At 70.7% G+C, this 17,119-nt stretch carries 10 protein-coding genes and 1 pseudogene; 7 read left to right on the top strand and 4 right to left on the bottom strand.

Translation table 11 applies throughout. From position 1 onward, the window contains the following. The first annotated feature begins 16 nt into the window (after window positions 1–16). The 5 genes and pseudogenes from J8403_RS16360 (at window position 17) to J8403_RS16340 (ending at window position 7,736) form a co-directional block, all read left to right on the top strand. The gene (locus J8403_RS16360) at window positions 17–1,744 is read left to right on the top strand and encodes a purine-cytosine permease family protein (RefSeq protein ID WP_211123827.1); all 1,728 of its coding nucleotides are present in this window, start codon (window positions 17–19) and stop codon (window positions 1,742–1,744) included. 108 nt (window positions 1,745–1,852) lie between these two features. Then, entirely contained in the window at window positions 1,853–3,556 is a 1,704-nt protein-coding gene (locus tag J8403_RS16355; protein ID WP_246585861.1) for an APC family permease, read from the top strand. A 160-nt stretch (window positions 3,557–3,716) separates the two neighbouring features. Continuing rightward, on the top strand, window positions 3,717–3,902 hold the full coding sequence (locus tag J8403_RS16350; protein ID WP_014054660.1) for an SPOR domain-containing protein: 186 nt from the start codon (window positions 3,717–3,719) through the stop codon (window positions 3,900–3,902). Window positions 3,903–4,220: 318 nt separating this feature from the next. Beyond that, a pseudogene (locus J8403_RS16345) lies at window positions 4,221–4,616 on the top strand ((deoxy)nucleoside triphosphate pyrophosphohydrolase); the annotation flags it as partial. A 417-nt stretch (window positions 4,617–5,033) separates the two neighbouring features. Then, window positions 5,034–7,736 carry a SpoIIE family protein phosphatase gene (locus J8403_RS16340; protein WP_211123824.1) on the top strand — a complete coding sequence of 901 codons (2,703 nt, stop codon included), beginning with the start codon at window positions 5,034–5,036 and terminating at the stop codon, window positions 7,734–7,736. Window positions 7,737–8,056: 320 nt separating this feature from the next. Here the strand turns inward: J8403_RS16340 and J8403_RS16335 are convergent, their stop codons facing one another. The 4 genes from J8403_RS16335 to J8403_RS16320 form a co-directional block, all read right to left on the bottom strand. After that, window positions 8,057–8,827, bottom strand: coding sequence for a succinate dehydrogenase/fumarate reductase iron-sulfur subunit (locus J8403_RS16335; RefSeq protein WP_211123823.1), 771 nt, complete (start codon window positions 8,825–8,827; stop codon window positions 8,057–8,059). After that, entirely contained in the window at window positions 8,824–10,779 is a 1,956-nt protein-coding gene (locus J8403_RS16330; protein ID WP_211123822.1) for a fumarate reductase/succinate dehydrogenase flavoprotein subunit, read from the bottom strand. Before J8403_RS16330 ends, J8403_RS16335 begins: the two co-directional genes overlap by 4 nt. 15 nt (window positions 10,780–10,794) lie before the next feature. Continuing rightward, window positions 10,795–11,646: a hypothetical protein gene (locus tag J8403_RS16325; RefSeq protein ID WP_211123821.1), complete on the bottom strand. Its 852-nt coding sequence runs from the start codon at window positions 11,644–11,646 to the stop codon at window positions 10,795–10,797. A gap of 75 nt (window positions 11,647–11,721) precedes the next feature. After that, window positions 11,722–12,006 carry a hypothetical protein gene (locus J8403_RS16320; RefSeq protein WP_069864407.1) on the bottom strand — a complete coding sequence of 95 codons (285 nt, stop codon included), beginning with the start codon at window positions 12,004–12,006 and terminating at the stop codon, window positions 11,722–11,724. A gap of 307 nt (window positions 12,007–12,313) precedes the next feature. Here J8403_RS16320 and J8403_RS16315 point away from each other — a divergent pair, with 307 nt between their 5' ends. Together J8403_RS16315 and typA are read left to right on the top strand one after the other, a co-directional pair. Next, the gene (locus J8403_RS16315; protein ID WP_211123820.1) at window positions 12,314–14,431 is read left to right on the top strand and encodes an ABC transporter family substrate-binding protein; all 2,118 of its coding nucleotides are present in this window, start codon (window positions 12,314–12,316) and stop codon (window positions 14,429–14,431) included. Window positions 14,432–14,764: 333 nt separating this feature from the next. Further along, entirely contained in the window at window positions 14,765–16,660 is a 1,896-nt protein-coding gene (gene typA / locus J8403_RS16310) for a translational GTPase TypA (protein ID WP_211123819.1), read from the top strand. Window positions 16,661–17,119: the final 459 nt, after the last annotated feature.

The following is a 17,119-nucleotide window of genomic DNA, read 5'->3' as shown; positions in this document are numbered from 1 at the left end:
GACAGGGGAAGCCGGTATGACGGATACGGTCGGCACGGTCGATACGGCCGCACCCGAGGCGGGAGCATCCGCGGCGGCGGCCCCGCGCCGCGGCTACGCCCGGCTCGCGGCGGACGAGAGCCGCGAGGACTACTCGCTGCGCTACGCCCCCCACTCCTACCGCCGCTGGTCGCCGACCATGGTCGCCTCGACGGCGCTCGGCGGGATCGCCTATCTCGCGGACTTCGCCATCGGCGCGTCCATCGTCTTCACCTACGGCTTCACCAGCGGTATCGCCTCGATCCTCACCGCGGCGACGATCATCTTCCTGACCGGCATCCCCATCGCCCGCGCCTGTGCGACCTACGGCCTGGACATGGACCTGATCACCCGCGGTGCCGGATTCGGCTACTTCGGCTCGACGCTGACCTCGCTGATCTACGCCAGCTTCACCTTCATCTTCTTCGCGCTGGAGGGCTCGATCATGGCGCAGGCCATGCACCAGGCCCTCCATATCCCGCTGCCGGTCGGCTATCTGCTGACCACCCTCATCGTGATCCCGATCGTCTTCCGCGGCATGGGCGCGCTCGCCAAGGTGCAGGCGTGGACCCAGCCCGTCTGGCTGATCGGGCTCGCCCTGCCGTTCGTGGTGCTGGCCGTCGAGGCACCGGACTCCTGGGGCGCGTTCGCCTCCTTCGGCGGGACCGAGGGCGCGGGTTCCGGTTTCGACTGGATCGGATACGGCCTGGGCACGGGGGTCGCGCTCTCGCTGATCGCGCAGATCGGTGAGCAGGCCGACTATCTGCGGTTCATGCCCGCCAAGACCGAGGAGAACCGGCGGCGCTGGAATCTGGCGGTCCTGGCCGCCGGCCCCGGCTGGGTGGTCATCGGCGCGGCCAAGCAGATCGGCGGCGCCTTCCTCGCGTTCGTCGCGCTGGGCGCGGTCGGCAAGACCCATGCGCTGGAGCCCATCGCCCCGCAGATCGAGGCGCTGAAGCCCTGGCTGGGCTCGGTCGCGCTGCCCGCCGCCGCGCTCTTCGTGGTGGTTTCCCAGATCAAGATCAATGTGACCAACGCCTACAGCGGCTCGCTGTCCTGGTCCAACTTCTTCTCCCGGGTGACCCACCGCCACCCGGGCCGGGTCTGGTACATCTTCCTCAACCTCGCCATCGCGCTGGCGCTGATGGAGATGAACATGTTCGCGGCGCTCAACAAGCTGCTGGGCTTCTACTCCAACGTCGGCATCGCCTGGATCGCCGCCGTCGCCGCCGATCTGGTCATCAACAAGCCGCTCGGGCTGAGCCCGAAGTACATCGAGTTCAAGCGGGCCTATCTGCATCCCGTGAACCCCGCCGGATTCGGGGCGATGGTGATCGCCTCGACGGTCTCGATCGTCGCCTTCTTCGGGGCCTTCGGGGAGGTGGCCGAGGCGTTCTCGACCTTCATCGCCTGCGGTCTGGCGCTGGTGCTCTGCCCGCTGCTGGCCTGGCTCACCGGGGGCCGCTACTACCTGGCCCGGCCGAATCCGGTGAACGGTCCCGGCGCCGAGATCCCGGACATCACCGCCACCCACGTCTGCGCCTCGTGCGAGACGGCGTACGAGCTGCCGGACATCGCCGACTGCCCGGTGCGGGCGGGCGCCGTCTGCTCGCTGTGCTGCTCACTGGATGCCGAGTGCGGGGATGTCTGCCGTAAGGCGCCCACGGGCGAGCCGGTGCTGATGCCGCTTCCCAGCGTGCGTAACGGCCCGACCACCGGCGTCTGAGGGCGGGCCCTCGCCCATGGCACCGGTTCCAGCATCCTTTGTTGCAAAACTCACATCAACGCAGGTGAAAGGGGTTACTGGAAGGCGATCATCCATTTCGCTCTTACGATGGATCGGTTTGTGTCCGGTCGTCGGGGGGCGAAGGGAGTGCCAGGAACGTTGAGCACGGAGCAGGGTTCCCACTCGCATTATCGAAGGTCACTCGGACCGGTGGCCCTCACCGCCGTGGGGCTCGGGTCGATCATCGGTTCCGGCTGGCTCTTCGGCGCCGAGCGCGCCGCCGCGCTGGCCGGGCCCGCCGCCATCCTGGCCTGGGTGATCGGCGCCGCCGTCGCCCTGACCATCGCCCTGACCTACTCCGAGCTGGGTTCGATGTTCCCCAAGGCCGGCGGCATGGTCCGGTACGGGCAGTACTCCCACGGCTCGCTGGCCGGATATCTGGCCGCCTGGGCCAACTGGATCGCGATCGTCTCCGTGATCCCCGGTGAGGCCACCGCCTCCGTGCAGTACATGAGCTCCTGGGACTTCGGCTGGGCCAAGGCGCTGTACGACGGGAAGGAGCTGACCGGCAGCGGTGTCGCGCTCGCGTCCGTGCTGCTGCTCTTCTACTTCTTCCTCAACTGGTTCGCGATCACCCTCTTCGCGAAGACCAACACCGCGATCACCGTCTTCAAGGTGGTCGTACCGACCCTGACCGCAGGGGCCCTGCTGCTGTCGCACTTCGACACCGGCAATGTCACCGGCCACGGCGGCTTCACCCCCAATGGCTGGAGCTCCGTGTTCACCGCGGTCGCCGTCTCCGGCATCGTCTGGGCCTACAACGGCTTCCAGTCGCCGCTCAACATGGCCGGTGAGGCCCGCAACCCCGGGAAGTCGCTGCCCAAGGCGGTCATCAGCTCGATCCTCATCTCGCTGGTGATCTACGTCGCGCTGCAGATCGCCTTCCTGACCGCCGTCCCCGCCGCCGATCTGGCGCACGGCGGCTGGTCCGGGCTCTCCTTCAACTCCCCGCTCGCCGATCTGTCCCTGGCCTGGGGCCTGAACTGGCTGGCGATGCTGCTGTACGCCGACGCCTTCATCTCCCCGTCCGGCACCGGCATGATCTACGCGGCCACCACCTCCCGCATGATCCAGGGCGTCCAGGAGAACGGCCATCTGCCGGGGATCTTCGGCAAGGTCGACCCCAAGACCGGCATTCCGCGCCCCGCGCTGCTGCTCAACCTGGTGATCGCCTTCATCTTCCTCGCGGTCTTCCGCGGCTGGGGCTCGCTGGCCGAGATCGTCTCCGTCGCGACCGTGATCTCGTACATCACCGGCCCGGTCGCCGTGATGTCGCTGCGCCGCCTCTCCCCGGACCTGCCGCGTCCGGTGCAGCTGCGCGCGATGCCGGTGATCGCGCCGATCGCGATGGTCTTCGGCTCGCTGGTGCTGTACTGGGCCCGCTGGCCGCTCACCGGCAAGGTCATCTTCATCATGGCGATCGGGCTGCCCATCTGGGCCTGGTACGAGCTGCGCAAGCCGTGGGCGCAGCTTCGGCCGCATCTGGCCGCCGGTGCCTGGATGGTCACGTATCTGCTGGTCATGGCGGCGGTGTCGTGGGCCGGTGGCAAGGAGTTCGGCGGTCGCGGCTATCTGCCGGGCGGCTGGGACATCCTGGTCGTCGCCCTGATCGGGCTGGCCTTCTACGTCTGGGGCGTTCGCAGCGCATGGCGCAATCCGACGCTGCTGGAGGCCGAGCGCGAGCTGGGCACCGCCCCGGCCGGTGAGGACAGCGAGGCCGACGAGCGGGCGAAGACCGACGCGCGCGTCTGAGGGGTACGTCGGCGACATGGCCGGATGAGTGCCTCGTTGTAAGAACTCGTATCCGCTGCGTGAAGGTAGGGCGTAGGCTCGGGCATATGCGGATCGGGATTTCCTTCATGGTGTCGCGGGGGCGTACGCCCGGGCGTGCCACAGCGGAGAGGGCGGGGAGATGAGTGACGGGAACGCTGTGCTGCCCTGGCTCGTGATCCGCCAGGACACCAATGGCAACCGCTACCGCGTCGGGCGCTACGCCACGAGGACGGAGGCCCAGGAGGTGGCCGACCGCCTGGAGGGCCAGGGCCAGGAGCAGCTGTACGTGGTCGAGCGGACCGCCGCGTCCCGTCAGTCCGGCTAAGCGCTCCGCGGGAAGTGCCGCGAGGAGCGGTCGTTCATCCGCGGCTGTGTCGTGGCTGGTCGCGCCCGCGCGGCGGAGCCGCACATCGACACGGCCCCGCGCCCCTTCGGGGCGTACCCGAACCGCACCGGACTTCGTCGAGGCCGCTGAGACCGCAGGATCGGCTGGGCCGCGTGAATCGGCTGGGCCTACAAGAAGCGGCTGGGCCGACAAGGAGCGGGACCGCCCGCGGACATACGTATGTCTTCCCAGGCCCCGGGGCGTCGCCCCGGGGCCTGGTGCGTATCGGCGCAGGCCAGGCAGGCTAAGGTGCGGCGCATGAGCGTGCGTGTGGTCGTGGGTGGAGCGGTGTTCGACGGGGGGCGGCTGCTGGCCGCGCGGCGCAGCGCCCCGCCCGAGCTCGCGGGCCGCTGGGAGCTGCCCGGCGGCAAGGCCGAGCCCGGGGAGACACCGCCGCAGACGCTCGTCCGCGAGCTGCGCGAGGAGCTCGGGGTCGAGGTCGAGCCGCTGGAACCGTTGCCGGGGGAGTGGCCCTTGAAGCCCGGCTATGTGCTGCGGGTGTGGACCGCGGCCCTGCGCTCCGGGGAGCCGCGCCCGCTGGAGGACCACGACGAGCTGCGCTGGCTCCCCCCGGACCGGGTGGACGAGGTCGACTGGCTGGACGAGGACCGCCCCGCGGTGGTCGAGGCGGTCCGCCGACTGCGCGCGGCGGAGGGGCAACGCGCCGAGCGGAGTGCCGGGCAAGGTGCTGGGCAGGATGCCGAGCGGAGTGCCGGGCAAGGTGCTGGGCAGGATGCCGGGCAAGAGCCCGGGCAAGGCGCCAAGCGCGGCGCCGGTCAGGGCGCCGAGCAGGCTGCCGAGGGTGCTCCTCCGCGCACCCCCTGAGACCGTCCCGCGCGGGGCCCGTTCGAGGTCTCGTACCGGGAGAATCCATGGGGTTCGAGCCGCCTCCACCTGGTTAGGAGTGAGGGGGAGCGCTGATCATGAGCGCTTCACCAAAAGCCGGGACGGAAACCGATGGCGGGCTGAGATAGTGCTGTGATCGTGAAGACCGTACTCGGGATGGCCGATGTGCTGGATACTCGGCTATCTGGAGCCGGTCGGAGCACCTGAGCCGGAGGGGACGGGCGCATGAGCGAGAAGCCAGCGGGGGCTGATATCCCCGAGGAGACGGTTGGTTCGCAGGTGTCGCCGGTGTCACAAGGGTCTTCGCTGCCGGACATGTCGCCCATGTCCTCGATGTCGGCGGTGTGGCAGAGCAGCCCGCCCGGCTCGATCTATGACTACATCCAGGTGGCTTCCTTCGCACTGGGGTCCGACGGCCGGATCGCGCAGTGGAGCGAACGGGCCGCGGAGTTGCTGGGGCTGTCGGCGCCCCAGGCCATCGGCAAGGATCCGGTGGAGGCGTTCGTACCGCCCGAGTACCAGGAGACCGGCCATCGCGCGGTCGCCGACATCCTGGACGGCCGGGAGTGGACCGGGCTGGTCCCCTACCGTAGTCCCCAGTCGCCGAGCGGACATGGCATCGCCGAGGTCTATGTGATGCCCGCTCAGGATGAGGACGGGAAGCGGTCCGCGCTCTGTATCGCGGTGGACGTCAGCGCGTTGCGCGGGCTGGAAACGGATCTTGCTTCTTCACAGGCCGTTTTCGGTCAATCTCCGCTCGGTTTCTTCCTCTTCGGGACCGACCTGCGGATGCTCCGGGTCAATGAGCGTTTTGCGAAGGTTTTCGGCCGCCCCACCGAGGAATACCGCGGGGTGACCCCGCACGATCTGCTGCCGCGCGGCGAGGCCGACCGGCTGGCCGCCGCCCTGCGCCAGGTCCTGGACTCCGGGCAGGCGCTGACCGATATGCCGCTCATGGGCCAGACTCCGGGCAGCACCGACCGCCGCCGCTGGTCGGTCTCGCTCTACCGGCTGCACAGCGGCTCCGGCCGCCCCATCGGCATCGCCGGACTGGCCACGGACGTCACCGGCCGCCGCCGCGCCGAACAGGAGGCCGCGGGCGTACGGCGCAATCTGGCGCTGCTGAACGAGGCCGGGGCCCGAATAGGCACCTCGCTCGATCTGGAGACCACCGCCCGGGAGCTGCTGGACGTGGCCGTGCCGCAGTTCTGCGACCTGGCCTCCGTCGACCTCTACCAGGGGCTGCTCTCCGGCGACGAGACCCCGCCCGGACTCGCGGACGGCAGCGCCGAATTGCGCCGCGTCGCCTTCGCCAGCGCGGTCTCCGACGGCCCGGTCGCCTTCGGTGACATCTGCCGCGTCAACACCGCCGAGGACCCCAAGCCCATCCAGGTCGGCGAGGTCCACCGCTACCCCTTCAACTCCCTGTGCGCCCACGCCCTGCGCACCGCCCAGGTCCGGGTCGTCCCCGGGCGGGACGGCAGCGAGAGCCTGGAGCTCGGCGCCATGCTGCAGTCCACCCTCGTGGTGCCGATGGTCGCCCGGGACACCGTCGTCGGCCTCGCCCAGTTCTCCCGTACCAAGGGCAGCGAGCCCTTCGGCGAACGGGACCGCGCGCTCGCCGTCGAGCTGGCCGCCCGCGCCGCCGTCAGCATCGACAACGCCCGGTTGTACCGCAGAGAACATGAACGCGCGCTGATACTGCAGCGCAGCCTGCTCCCGCCCGGCGACCCGGAGGCCGCCGGGCTCGACATCGCCTGCCGCTATCTGCCGGGCAACGCGGCGACCGAGGTGGGCGGCGACTGGTTCGACGTGATCGAGCTGCCAGGGCACCGCACCGCGCTGGTGGTCGGCGACGTCATGGGGCGGGGGCTGCGCGCCGCCGTGGCCATGGGCGAACTGCGCACCGCCGTACGCACCCTCGCCCTGCTCGACCTGGAGCCCGCCGAGGTGCTCTCCGCGCTGGATGAGATCGCCCTCGGCCTCGGCACACCGGGCGGCTCGCACGCCGGCGCGCGAACCGGATCGCGCGCCCTGGCCCGCGGTGGCCAGGCCGCCGAGGACTCCTCCGACCTGACCGAGGTCTACCTCGCCACCTGCGTCTACGCCGTCTACGACCCCGTCACCCGCCGCTGTACCTTCGCCAACGCCGGTCATCCGCCCCCCGTCCTGGTGGAACCCGGTGAGAACGCCCTGCTGATGGAGGTCCCGCCCGGTATGCCGCTGGGCGTCGGCGGCGAGCCGTTCGAGGAGATCGAGGTCGAGCTGCCCGACGGCGCGCTGCTGGCCCTCTACACGGACGGTCTGGTCGAGTCCCGCGACCACACCCTCGACGAGGGGCTCCAGGCCCTGCGCGCGGCCCTCGACACCCCCGAGGGCGCCGAGGCCGGAAACGCCGCGGCCGGATCCCTCGAGGACGTCTGCGACCACGTCCTGGGCACCCTCGACACCCACCACGGCGAGGACGACATCGCCCTGCTGATGGCCCGGGTGCAGGGCCTGTCGGCCGAGTCGGTCGGCGACTGGCGCCTGCCCAGCGCCCCGCAGTCCGTGGGCCGGGCCCGCGAACTGGCCCGGGAGCAGTTGGAATCCTGGGGCCTTGACGGTCTGGTGGACACCACCGAGCTGCTGGTCAGCGAGCTGGTGACCAACGCCCTGCGGTACGGCGAGGGAGAGATCAGGCTGCGGCTGCTGCTGGACCGCACGCTGGTCTGCGAGGTCTGGGACGGCGGTCTGGTCCAGCCCCGGCGGCGGCGCGCCCGGGACACCGACGAGGGCGGGCGCGGGCTGCAGCTGGTCGGGCTGCTCAGCGCGGGCTGGGGGAGCCGGCGGACCCCGCTCGGCAAGACCGTCTGGTTCGAACTGGCCCTGCCGGACGGCCAGTCCTCGGGGCCGGACTCGGTGGAGGCGCTGCTCAGCCTCTGGTGACGGGCCACAACGGGTACAGCGACAGGCACTGACGGCAGCGGGCCCGCCGGTGGCGGGTCCGCGACACGAAGCGCGGGGAGCGCTACTGCTCCCGGCGGGTCTTTCCCCACCCCGCCCCTTCCCGAACTGGGGCTCCGCCCCAGACCCCGCTCCTCAAGCGCCGGAGGGGCTGGATGGTGGGGCTCCGCCCCTGGACCCCGGGGGCTGGAGGGGCAGAGCTCCGGTCCGGGGTCTGGGGGGGGGCGGAGCCCCGGTCCGGGGTCTGGGGCGGAGCCCCAGTTGTGGGAAGGGGCGGGGAGGGGATCAGCCCGCCGCAGGCGTCACTGCCCCCGGCGCCGGATCTTGTTGCCGAGCCAGACCAGCGGATCGTACTTACGGTCCACCGCCCGCTCCTTGAGCGGGATCAGCGCATTGTCGGTGATCTTGATCTGCTCGGGGCAGACCTCCGTACAGCACTTGGTGATGTTGCAGTAGCCCAGTCCGTGCTCCTCCTGGGCGGTGCGCTTGCGGTCCAGCCCGGTCTCGGCCGCCGCGTCCAGCGGGTGCATGTCCAGCTCCGCGACCCGCATCAGGAACCGCGGCCCGGCGAACGCCTCCTTGTTCTCCTCGAAGTCCCGCACCACATGGCAGGTGTCCTGGCACAGGAAGCATTCGATGCACTTGCGGAACTCCTGCGACCGCCCCACGTCCTCCTGCCACATCCGGTACTCACCCGGCCCCACCCCCTCCGGGGGCACGAAGGACGGCACCTCACGGGCCTTGGTGTAGTTGAACGACACGTCCGTCACCAGATCCCGCACCACCGGGAAGGCCCGCAGCGGGGTGATGGTGATCGTCTCGGCCCGGTCGAACACCGACATCCGGGTCATGCACAGCAGCCGGGGGCGGCCGTTGACCTCGGCGCTGCACGAACCGCATTTGCCTGCCTTGCAGTTCCAGCGGACCGCCAGATCGGGGGCCTGGGTCGCCTGCAGCCGGTGGACGATGTCGAGGACGACCTCGCCCTCGTTGACCTCGACGTGGAAGTCCTTCAGACCGCCGCCGTCCTGGTCGCCCCGCCACACCCGGAAGTGGGCCTCGTACGCACTCACTGGGTCAGCTCCTCGTCCGTCAGGTACTTCACCAGCTCGTCCTTCTCGAACAGGTTCAGCAGATCGGGCCGGATGGGCGGCATCTCGCGCCGCTCCAGCCGGATCTGGCCGTGTCCGGTGTCGGGCGCCGCCAGCCCGCCCGACGGGTCGGAGAGCCGGCAGACCAGATTGAGCCGCCGCCATTCGCGGTCCATCTCCGGGCAGTCGTCGCGGGTGTGCCCGCCACGGCTCTCGGTCCGCTCCAGCGCGGCACGCGCCACGCACTCGCTGACCAGCAGCATGTTGCGCAGATCGATCGCCAGATGCCAGCCGGGGTTGAACTGCCGGTGGCCCTCGACCCCGGCGCGGCGCGCCCGGACCCGCAGACTCGCCAGCCGGTGCAGCGCCTCCTCCATCTCCCCGGCCTTCCGGATGATCCCCACCAGGTCGTTCATCGACTGCTGGAGCTCCTGGTGGAGGGTGTACGGGTTCTCCGGCGGCCCGGCGGGACCCGCGCTCTCGTCCGGCTCACCGGCCTCGGCGCTGAACGGGCGCAGCGCCTCGGCCGCCGCCAGGTCCAGCTGGGTCTCGTCCGGCACCGGACGGGTGCCCGATGCCGCGGTCTCCTGGGCGTAGCGGGCCGCGTGGAGCCCGGCGCGGCGCCCGAAGACCAGCAGATCGGAGAGGGAGTTGCCGCCGAGCCGGTTGGAGCCGTGCATCCCGCCCGCGACCTCGCCCGCGGCGAACAGACCGGGCACACCGGTCGCGGCCGCGGTGTCCGGGTCGACGTCCACCCCGCCCATCACGTAGTGACAGGTCGGGCCCACTTCCATGGGCTCGGCGGTGATGTCGACGTCCGCGAGCTCCTTGAACTGGTGGTGCATGGAGGGCAGCCGCCGCTTGATGACCTCGGCGGGCATCCGGGTGGACACATCGAGGAAGACCCCGCCGTGCGGGGAGCCCCGGCCCGCCTTCACCTCGGCGTTGATGGCGCGGGCCACCTCGTCGCGGGGGAGCAGCTCGGGCGGGCGGCGGTTGTTGTCCGGATCCTCGTACCAGCGGTCGGCCTCACCCTCGGACTGGGCGTACTTCTCCTTGAAGACGTCCGGGATGTAGTCGAACATGAACCGCTTGCCCTCGCTGTTGCGCAGCACCCCGCCGTCGCCGCGCACCGACTCGGTGACCAGGATCCCCTTCACCGAGGGCGGCCAGACCATACCGGTCGGATGGAACTGCACGAACTCCATGTTGATCAGCGGGGCGCCCGCGAGCAGCGCCAGTGCGTGGCCGTCGCCGGTGTACTCCCAGGAGTTGGAGGTCACCTTGAAGGACTTGCCGATACCGCCGGTGGCCAGCACCACGGCCGGGGCCTCCAGCGCGAAGAACCGCCCCGACTCGCGCTCGTAGCCGAAGACACCGGCGACCCGGTCGCCGTCCTTGACGATCCGGGTGACCGTGCACTCCTGGAAGACCTTCAGCCGGGACTCGTAGTCGCCGGTGGCGGCCTTGTCCTCCTGCTGCAGGGAGACGATCTTCTGCTGGAGGGTGCGGATCAGCTCCAGGCCTGTGCGGTCCCCGACATGCGCGAGCCGGGGGTACTCATGGCCGCCGAAGTTCCGCTGCGAGATCTTGCCCTCGGGTGTGCGGTCGAAGAGCGCGCCCCAGGTCTCCAGCTCCCAGACCCGGTCCGGGGCCTCCTGGGCGTGCAGCTCGGCCATCCGCCAGTGGTTGAGGAACTTGCCCCCGCGCATGGTGTCGCGGAAGTGCACCTGCCAGTTGTCGCGCTCGTTGACATTGCCCATGCTGGCGGCGATGCCGCCCTCGGCCATCACCGTATGGGCCTTGCCGAACAGCGACTTGCAGATGACGGCGCAGCGCATGCCCTGCTCGCGGGCCTCGATCGCGGCACGCAGCCCGGCGCCGCCCGCGCCGATCACGACCACGTCCCACGCCTGCCGCTCGACTTGCGTCATCGATGAGCACCTCTCCTAGAAAAAGCGGGGATCGTCGAAGGCACCGCTCGCCACCAGATAGACGTAGAAGTCCGCGACGGCGACGCTGATGAGAGAGGCCCAGGCCAGCTGCATATGGCGGGCGTTGAGCCCGCTCACCCAGCCCCAGAGCCGGTAGCGCACCGGGTGCCGGGAGAAGTGCTTCATCCGGCCGCCGACGATATGGCGGCAGGAGTGGCAGGAGAGGGTGTACGCCCAGATCAGCGCGATGTTGGCGAGCAGCACCAGGGTGCCCAGGCCCATATGGCCCCAGCGGCCCTGCTCGTCCCGGAAGCCGAGCACGGTGTCATAGGTGAGGATCCCCGCGACGATCACCGCGAAGTAGAAGAAGTAGCGGTGAATGTTCTGCAGGACCAGCGGGAAGCGGGTCTCGCCGGTGTACTTGGCGCGCGGCTCGGCGACCGCGCAGGCGGGCGGCGAGGCCCAGAAGCCCCGGTAATACGCCTTGCGGTAGTAGTAGCAGGTGAGCCGGAACCCCAGCGGGAAGATCAGGATCAGCAGCGCGGGGGACAGCCCCCACCACGCGCCGAAGATCTCCCAGTTGGCGCCGCCCTTCATGGGCACGCAGTTCTGGGCGATGCACGGCGAGTAGAAGGGGGAGACATACGGCTCCGCGTAGTAGTCGTCCCCGGCGAAGGCGCGCCAGGTGGAGTAGACGATGAACGCGAACAGTCCGGCGGCGGTGATCGCCGGGGAGAGCCACCAGCGGTCGCTGCGCAGATGGCGTGCGGGGATGGCGGCGCGTGTGGCGCCGTGCACGCCGTGCGGGGCCGTCCCGCCGCCTGCGGGCGCGGGGGTGGTGGCTTGGGGGTCGGTGCCTGTGGCCAAGGGGAACTCCGCGGTGGAGTGGTATGGGGGGACGATGGGGGGCGCCCCGACGACGGGAGGCGCGCCGGGCTGTCCCTAGGGCGCGTGGCGATCGCGCGCGCCGAGGCCCTCGTCGTCGACGTCCGACCACAGCGCACTGTTGTACGGCGCGTCGGGGACCGGAACCATCTCGGGGCGTGGTCGCTCCTCGGGAGCGGTCTCGCGCAGGAGGGCGAGGCTCTCGCGGAGGTGGTCCGCGTCGGTGCGGACACGGCGTATCTCCAGCCCGCCGGCGCCCACCCGCTGCTCCAGCCGGGAGACGGAACGGACCAGGTCATCGAGACAGCGCTGGACGGCCGTCAAGTCGTCGTTCAAGGACATGACTTGCCCTCACTTCCGCGGTTGCGGTTGGCGACGCTCATGCGACAGCGAGTGTTACGCGCCACGGTCGTGGTTGTGAAGGGATCTGTCGCGATTGGCGGCGCCACCGGCGCGATTCCGCCGCCGCGCGCCGGAGTGCGCGCCCGCCGCATTGATCCGGACGGGTGATCCTTTCCCCTCATGGCCGTCTCCATGGCCTTCTCGGCGTGCTGTCCCATGAACCGTCGCTTTGAGTGAGGAGTATATGCGATCAGCGTCACACTATGCCAAATGCGCATATATCCGTCACCCTGCGGAGGTACGAGCCATGCCCCTCACCAAGCGCCGCCGCGCCATGCTGCTCGCCACGGGGGTGATGCTGCCGCTGCCCGTACTGGCCGGCTGCAGCTCGGACGACGACGGCCCACCGCCGCCCGCCGCCTGGGACATCGCCTCCGCGCCGCGCAGCGCGACTTCCGGCACCGGCACCCTGCGCTGGGCCCTGGACACGGCACCCACCACCCTCAACGCGTTCCAGAAGACCGCGGACACGGGCACCCAGCGGATCGCGGGTGCCGTGCTGCCCTCCCTCTACACCCTCGACGCCCGGGGCAGGCCGCAGCGCAACGGCGACTATCTGGCCGCCGCCGACGTCACCTCCTCCGACCCCAAGCAGGTCGTGGTCTACAAGCTCAACCCCAAGGCGGTGTGGAGCGACGGCCGCCCGATCGGCGCGGAGGACTTCCAGGCCCAGTGGCGGGCGCTGCGCGGCACCGACGAGGCGTACGGGACGGCGCGCAACGCCGGCTACGACCGGATCGCCAAGATCGAGCCCGGGGACAAGGAACACGAGGTCAAGGTCACCTTCGCCAAGCCGTACACCGACTGGCGCTCGCTGTTCACCCCGCTGTACCCGAAGAGCGTGATGGGCAACCCGGCGGTCTTCACCGCACCGGCCACCAAGGGGCTCGCGGTCGGCGCCGGGCCCTTCATGGTGCGCGAGGTCTCGGACGGCTCGGTCACCCTGGTCCGCAACCCCCGCTGGTGGGGCGACCGGGCCCGGCTGAGCCGGCTGGTCTTCCGGGCGGTGCCGGCCGAGAAGCGGGACGAGGCCCTGATCGACGGGCAGCTGGACCTGGCCGAGGTGGACCGGGCCACCGCCCGGCGCATCCGGGCCACCGCCCCGGACAAGCAGGCCGCGGGCACCCGGCAGGGCTCCTCGGCCCCGGGCAAGGCGGGCGCGCCGGAGCCGTCCACCGGCGGGCGGGAGGCGGCCGGAGCCGAGGGGGCGGCCACCGGGGCCACCGGGGACACCGGGGCCACCGGGGACACCGACAAGAACCGGTCGCAGACCCGGGCGCTGAGCAGGTTCACCCTGCGCAAGGCCCTGGACTCCGCCTACACCCAGCTCGCCCTCAACGGCACCAAGGGCCCGCTCGCCGATGAGCGGGTGCGCCGCGCGGTGGCCCGCGCGATCGACCGGAAGGCCCTGGCGAAGCTGGTCCTCAAGCCGATGGGGCTGCCGTCCGAGCCGCTCGGCAACCATCTGCTCATGGCGGGCCAGCCGGGCTACAAGGACCACAGCGGCGCCCTCGGCGACCCGGACACCAACGCCGCGCAGTCGCTGCTCGCCGACGCGGGCTGGCGGGCGGGCGACGCCAATAGGCAGAAGGCGGTCGACGGCAAGACGGACGACCGGGGCAGGCGGCACAGCGCCCCGACCGCCACGGCCACGGACGGCGCCACGGACGGCGCCACCGGTACGGACGCCGCCACGGACCCGGCTACCGGCAGCGCCTCCGCAAGCGCGTCCGCCTCCGCCACGAACTCCGCCACGCACTCCGAGCGCCGCTCCGACGCCGCCCCCGCGGCCGGTGACGCCGGGCGGTCCGGACGGCTCGGCGAGGCGGCCGTCGTACGGAAGAAGGGGCGGCCGCTGGTGCTGCGCTTCGTCCTCCCCGACGACCGCACCGCCGCCCCGCTGAGCACGGTGGGTGAGCGCATCGCGCGGATGCTGGAGAAGATCGGTGTCCGGACCGAGATCACCAAGGTCCCGAGTGAGAGCTACTTCCGGGACCACATCGCCACCGGCGACTACGACCTGGCCCTCTACTCCTGGCCCGCCTCCGCCTACCCGGCCACCGACGGCCGCCCCATCTACGCCAAGCCGCAGCCCGCCGCGGACGGCTCGCTGGTCGTCGAGCAGAACTACACGCGGGTGGGCACCGACCAGATCGACCAGTTCTTCGACCAGGCGCTCTCCGAGTTGGACGGCGGCGCCTCCCGCTCCCTGGTCAGCCGCGCGGACTCCCGGATCTGGGCGGCGGCTGGGTCGATTCCGCTCTATCAGCGCCCCCAGCTGATCGCGATGCGCAAGGGCCTGGTCAACGCGGGAGCCTTCGGCTTCGCCACCCCCCGCTACCAGGACATCGGCTTCCGCCGCTAGGGGGTGGCGGCGGGCTCTTCCCTTCCCCGCCCCTTCCCGGAACTGGGACTCCGCCCCAGGCCCCGGTCCGGGGCTCTGCCCCTGCCAAACCAGCCCCTCCGGCGTTTGAGGGGCGGGGTCCGGGGCGGAGCCCCGGTGGGGGGGGCCAGGGGCGGAGTCCCTGGTGGCGGGAAGGGGCGGGGAGGGGAAAGACCCGGCGGGGACGGGCTGCGGCATCCGTCTCCGCGCCGTCCCCGTACCATGGGGGTGAGGCCGAGGCGTGATCAGCCCGGCGGAAGGCGCGTCGCACAAGGAGCGCGCCGCCACCCACGAAACCGGGAGAAGCGCGCTTCTATGCCCACGCGCCACGACATTCGTAACGTCGCCATCGTCGCCCACGTCGACCACGGCAAGACGACCCTCGTCGACGCCATGCTCAAGCAGGCGGGTGCGTTCGCCGCCCACCAGCAGGTGGACGACCGGGTCATGGACTCCAACGACCTGGAGCGCGAGAAGGGCATCACCATTCTCGCGAAGAACACCGCCGTGAAGTACCACCCGGCGGACGGCGGCGACCCCGTCACCATCAACATCATCGACACCCCCGGCCACGCCGACTTCGGCGGTGAGGTCGAGCGCGGCCTGTCCATGGTCGACGCCGTGGTCCTGCTGGTGGACGCCTCCGAGGGGCCGCTGCCGCAGACCCGCTTCGTGCTGCGCAAGGCGCTCCAGGCCAAGCTGCCGGTGATCCTGTGCATCAACAAGACGGACCGCCCGGACTCCCGGATCGACGAGGTCGTCAACGAGGCGTACGACCTCTTCCTGGACCTGGACGCGACCGAGGAGCAGATCGAGTTCCCGATCGTCTACGCCTGCGCCCGTGACGGTGTGGCCTCGCTGACCAAGCCGGAGGACGGCACCGTCCCGGCCGACAGCGACAGCCTCCAGCCGTTCTTCTCCACCCTGCTGGAGACCGTCCCGGCGCCGGAGTACGACGCCGCCGCGCCGCTGCAGGCCCATGTCACCAACCTGGACGCGGACAACTTCCTCGGCCGGATCGCGCTGCTCCGGGTCGAGCAGGGCGAGCTGAAGAAGGGGCAGACGGTCGCGTGGATCAAGCGCGACGGCACCATCTCCAACGTCCGGATCACCGAGCTGCTGATGACCGAGGCGCTCACCCGCAAGCCCGCCGAGGTGGCCGGCCCCGGTGACATCTGCGCGGTCGCGGGCATCCCGGACATCATGATCGGCGAGACCCTGGCCGACCCGGAGAACCCGATCGCGCTGCCGCTGATCACCGTCGACGAGCCCGCGATCTCGATGACCATCGGCACCAACACCTCCCCGCTGGTCGGCCGCGGCCCCGGCGGCAAGGGCGCCGACAAGTCGGCCGTGAAGGACCGGAAGGTCACCGCGCGGCTGGTCAAGGACCGGCTCGAGCGCGAGCTGATCGGTAACGTCTCGCTGCGCGTGCTGCCCACCGAGCGCCCGGACGCCTGGGAGGTGCAGGGTCGCGGTGAGCTGGCGCTGGCGATCCTGGTGGAGACCATGCGCCGGGAGGGCTTCGAGCTGACCGTCGGCAAGCCGCAGGTGGTCACCCGGGAGATCGAGGGCAAGGTCCACGAGCCGATCGAGCGCATCACCATCGATGTGCCCGAGGAGCACATGGGCGCCGTCACCCAGCTCATGGGCACCCGCAAGGGCCGGATGGACAACATGTCCAACCACGGCTCCGGCTGGGTCCGCATGGAGTTCATCGTCCCCTCCCGCGGTCTGATCGGCTTCCGTACCGAGTTCCTGACCGCGACCCGCGGCACCGGTATCGCGCACTCCATCCACGAGGGCCACGAGCCGTGGTTCGGCGAGCTGAAGACCCGTAACAACGGGTCGCTGGTGGCCGACCGCTCGGGCGCGGTGACCGCCTTCGCGATGACCAACCTCCAGGAGCGCGGCGTGCTGTTCACCTCGCCGGGCACCGAGGTGTACGAGGGCATGATCGTCGGCGAGAACTCCCGCGCCGACGACATGGACGTCAACATCACCAAGGAGAAGAAGCTCACCAACATGCGGTCCTCCACCGCGGATGTGACCGAGTCCCTGGTCCCGCCGCGGCTGCTCTCGCTCGAGCAGTCCCTGGAGTTCTGCCGCGACGACGAGTGCGTCGAGGTGACCCCGGAGACGGTCCGGATCCGCAAGGTGGTGCTGGACCAGAAGGAGCGCGCCCGCTCCGCCGCCCGCGCCAAGCGCTGACGCTCGCGCCCGGGCGCCGGGCGCCGGGGCCGGCCCGGAGCGCCGATGCGCACTCCGGAGCCGATCACGGAGCGTAGGCGCCCCCCGGTGCGTCAGTGAGCTGTCAACGGCCCGGACTCCCCGCTTCCGCAGCGGGGGCCCGGGCTGTTGTCATGTCAGGAAGGTGCCAGTCAAGCGGTTATCCGGATCCGAGCGTCCGGGTATCGGATCCCAGGCTCCGCATGATGTGTTAACAGTCCGTTTCGCGTGTGTCTGTCTGGGGCAGTTTTGTCCGGATTTCGAAGCTCCGCGCGTAGATGCTGTGACCAAAGCGAGACCCATAAGGTGTGGTTTAAGGGCCGGACGTGCTCAATCATGGGGTCCATTGAGCTCGGGTCAATGGGTCACACGCTGTGGGGAGCGCGGACCTACGAGCGCATCTGGGGGGTTCCGGTCCCTTTCGCTGTCAGGGGTGTCAGC

The organism is Streptomyces yatensis, from assembly GCF_018069625.1.
Classification (GTDB): domain Bacteria; phylum Actinomycetota; class Actinomycetes; order Streptomycetales; family Streptomycetaceae; genus Streptomyces; species Streptomyces yatensis.
Note: the sequence above shows the minus strand (reverse complement) of the source record. Positions and strands in the feature narration are given on the sequence as shown.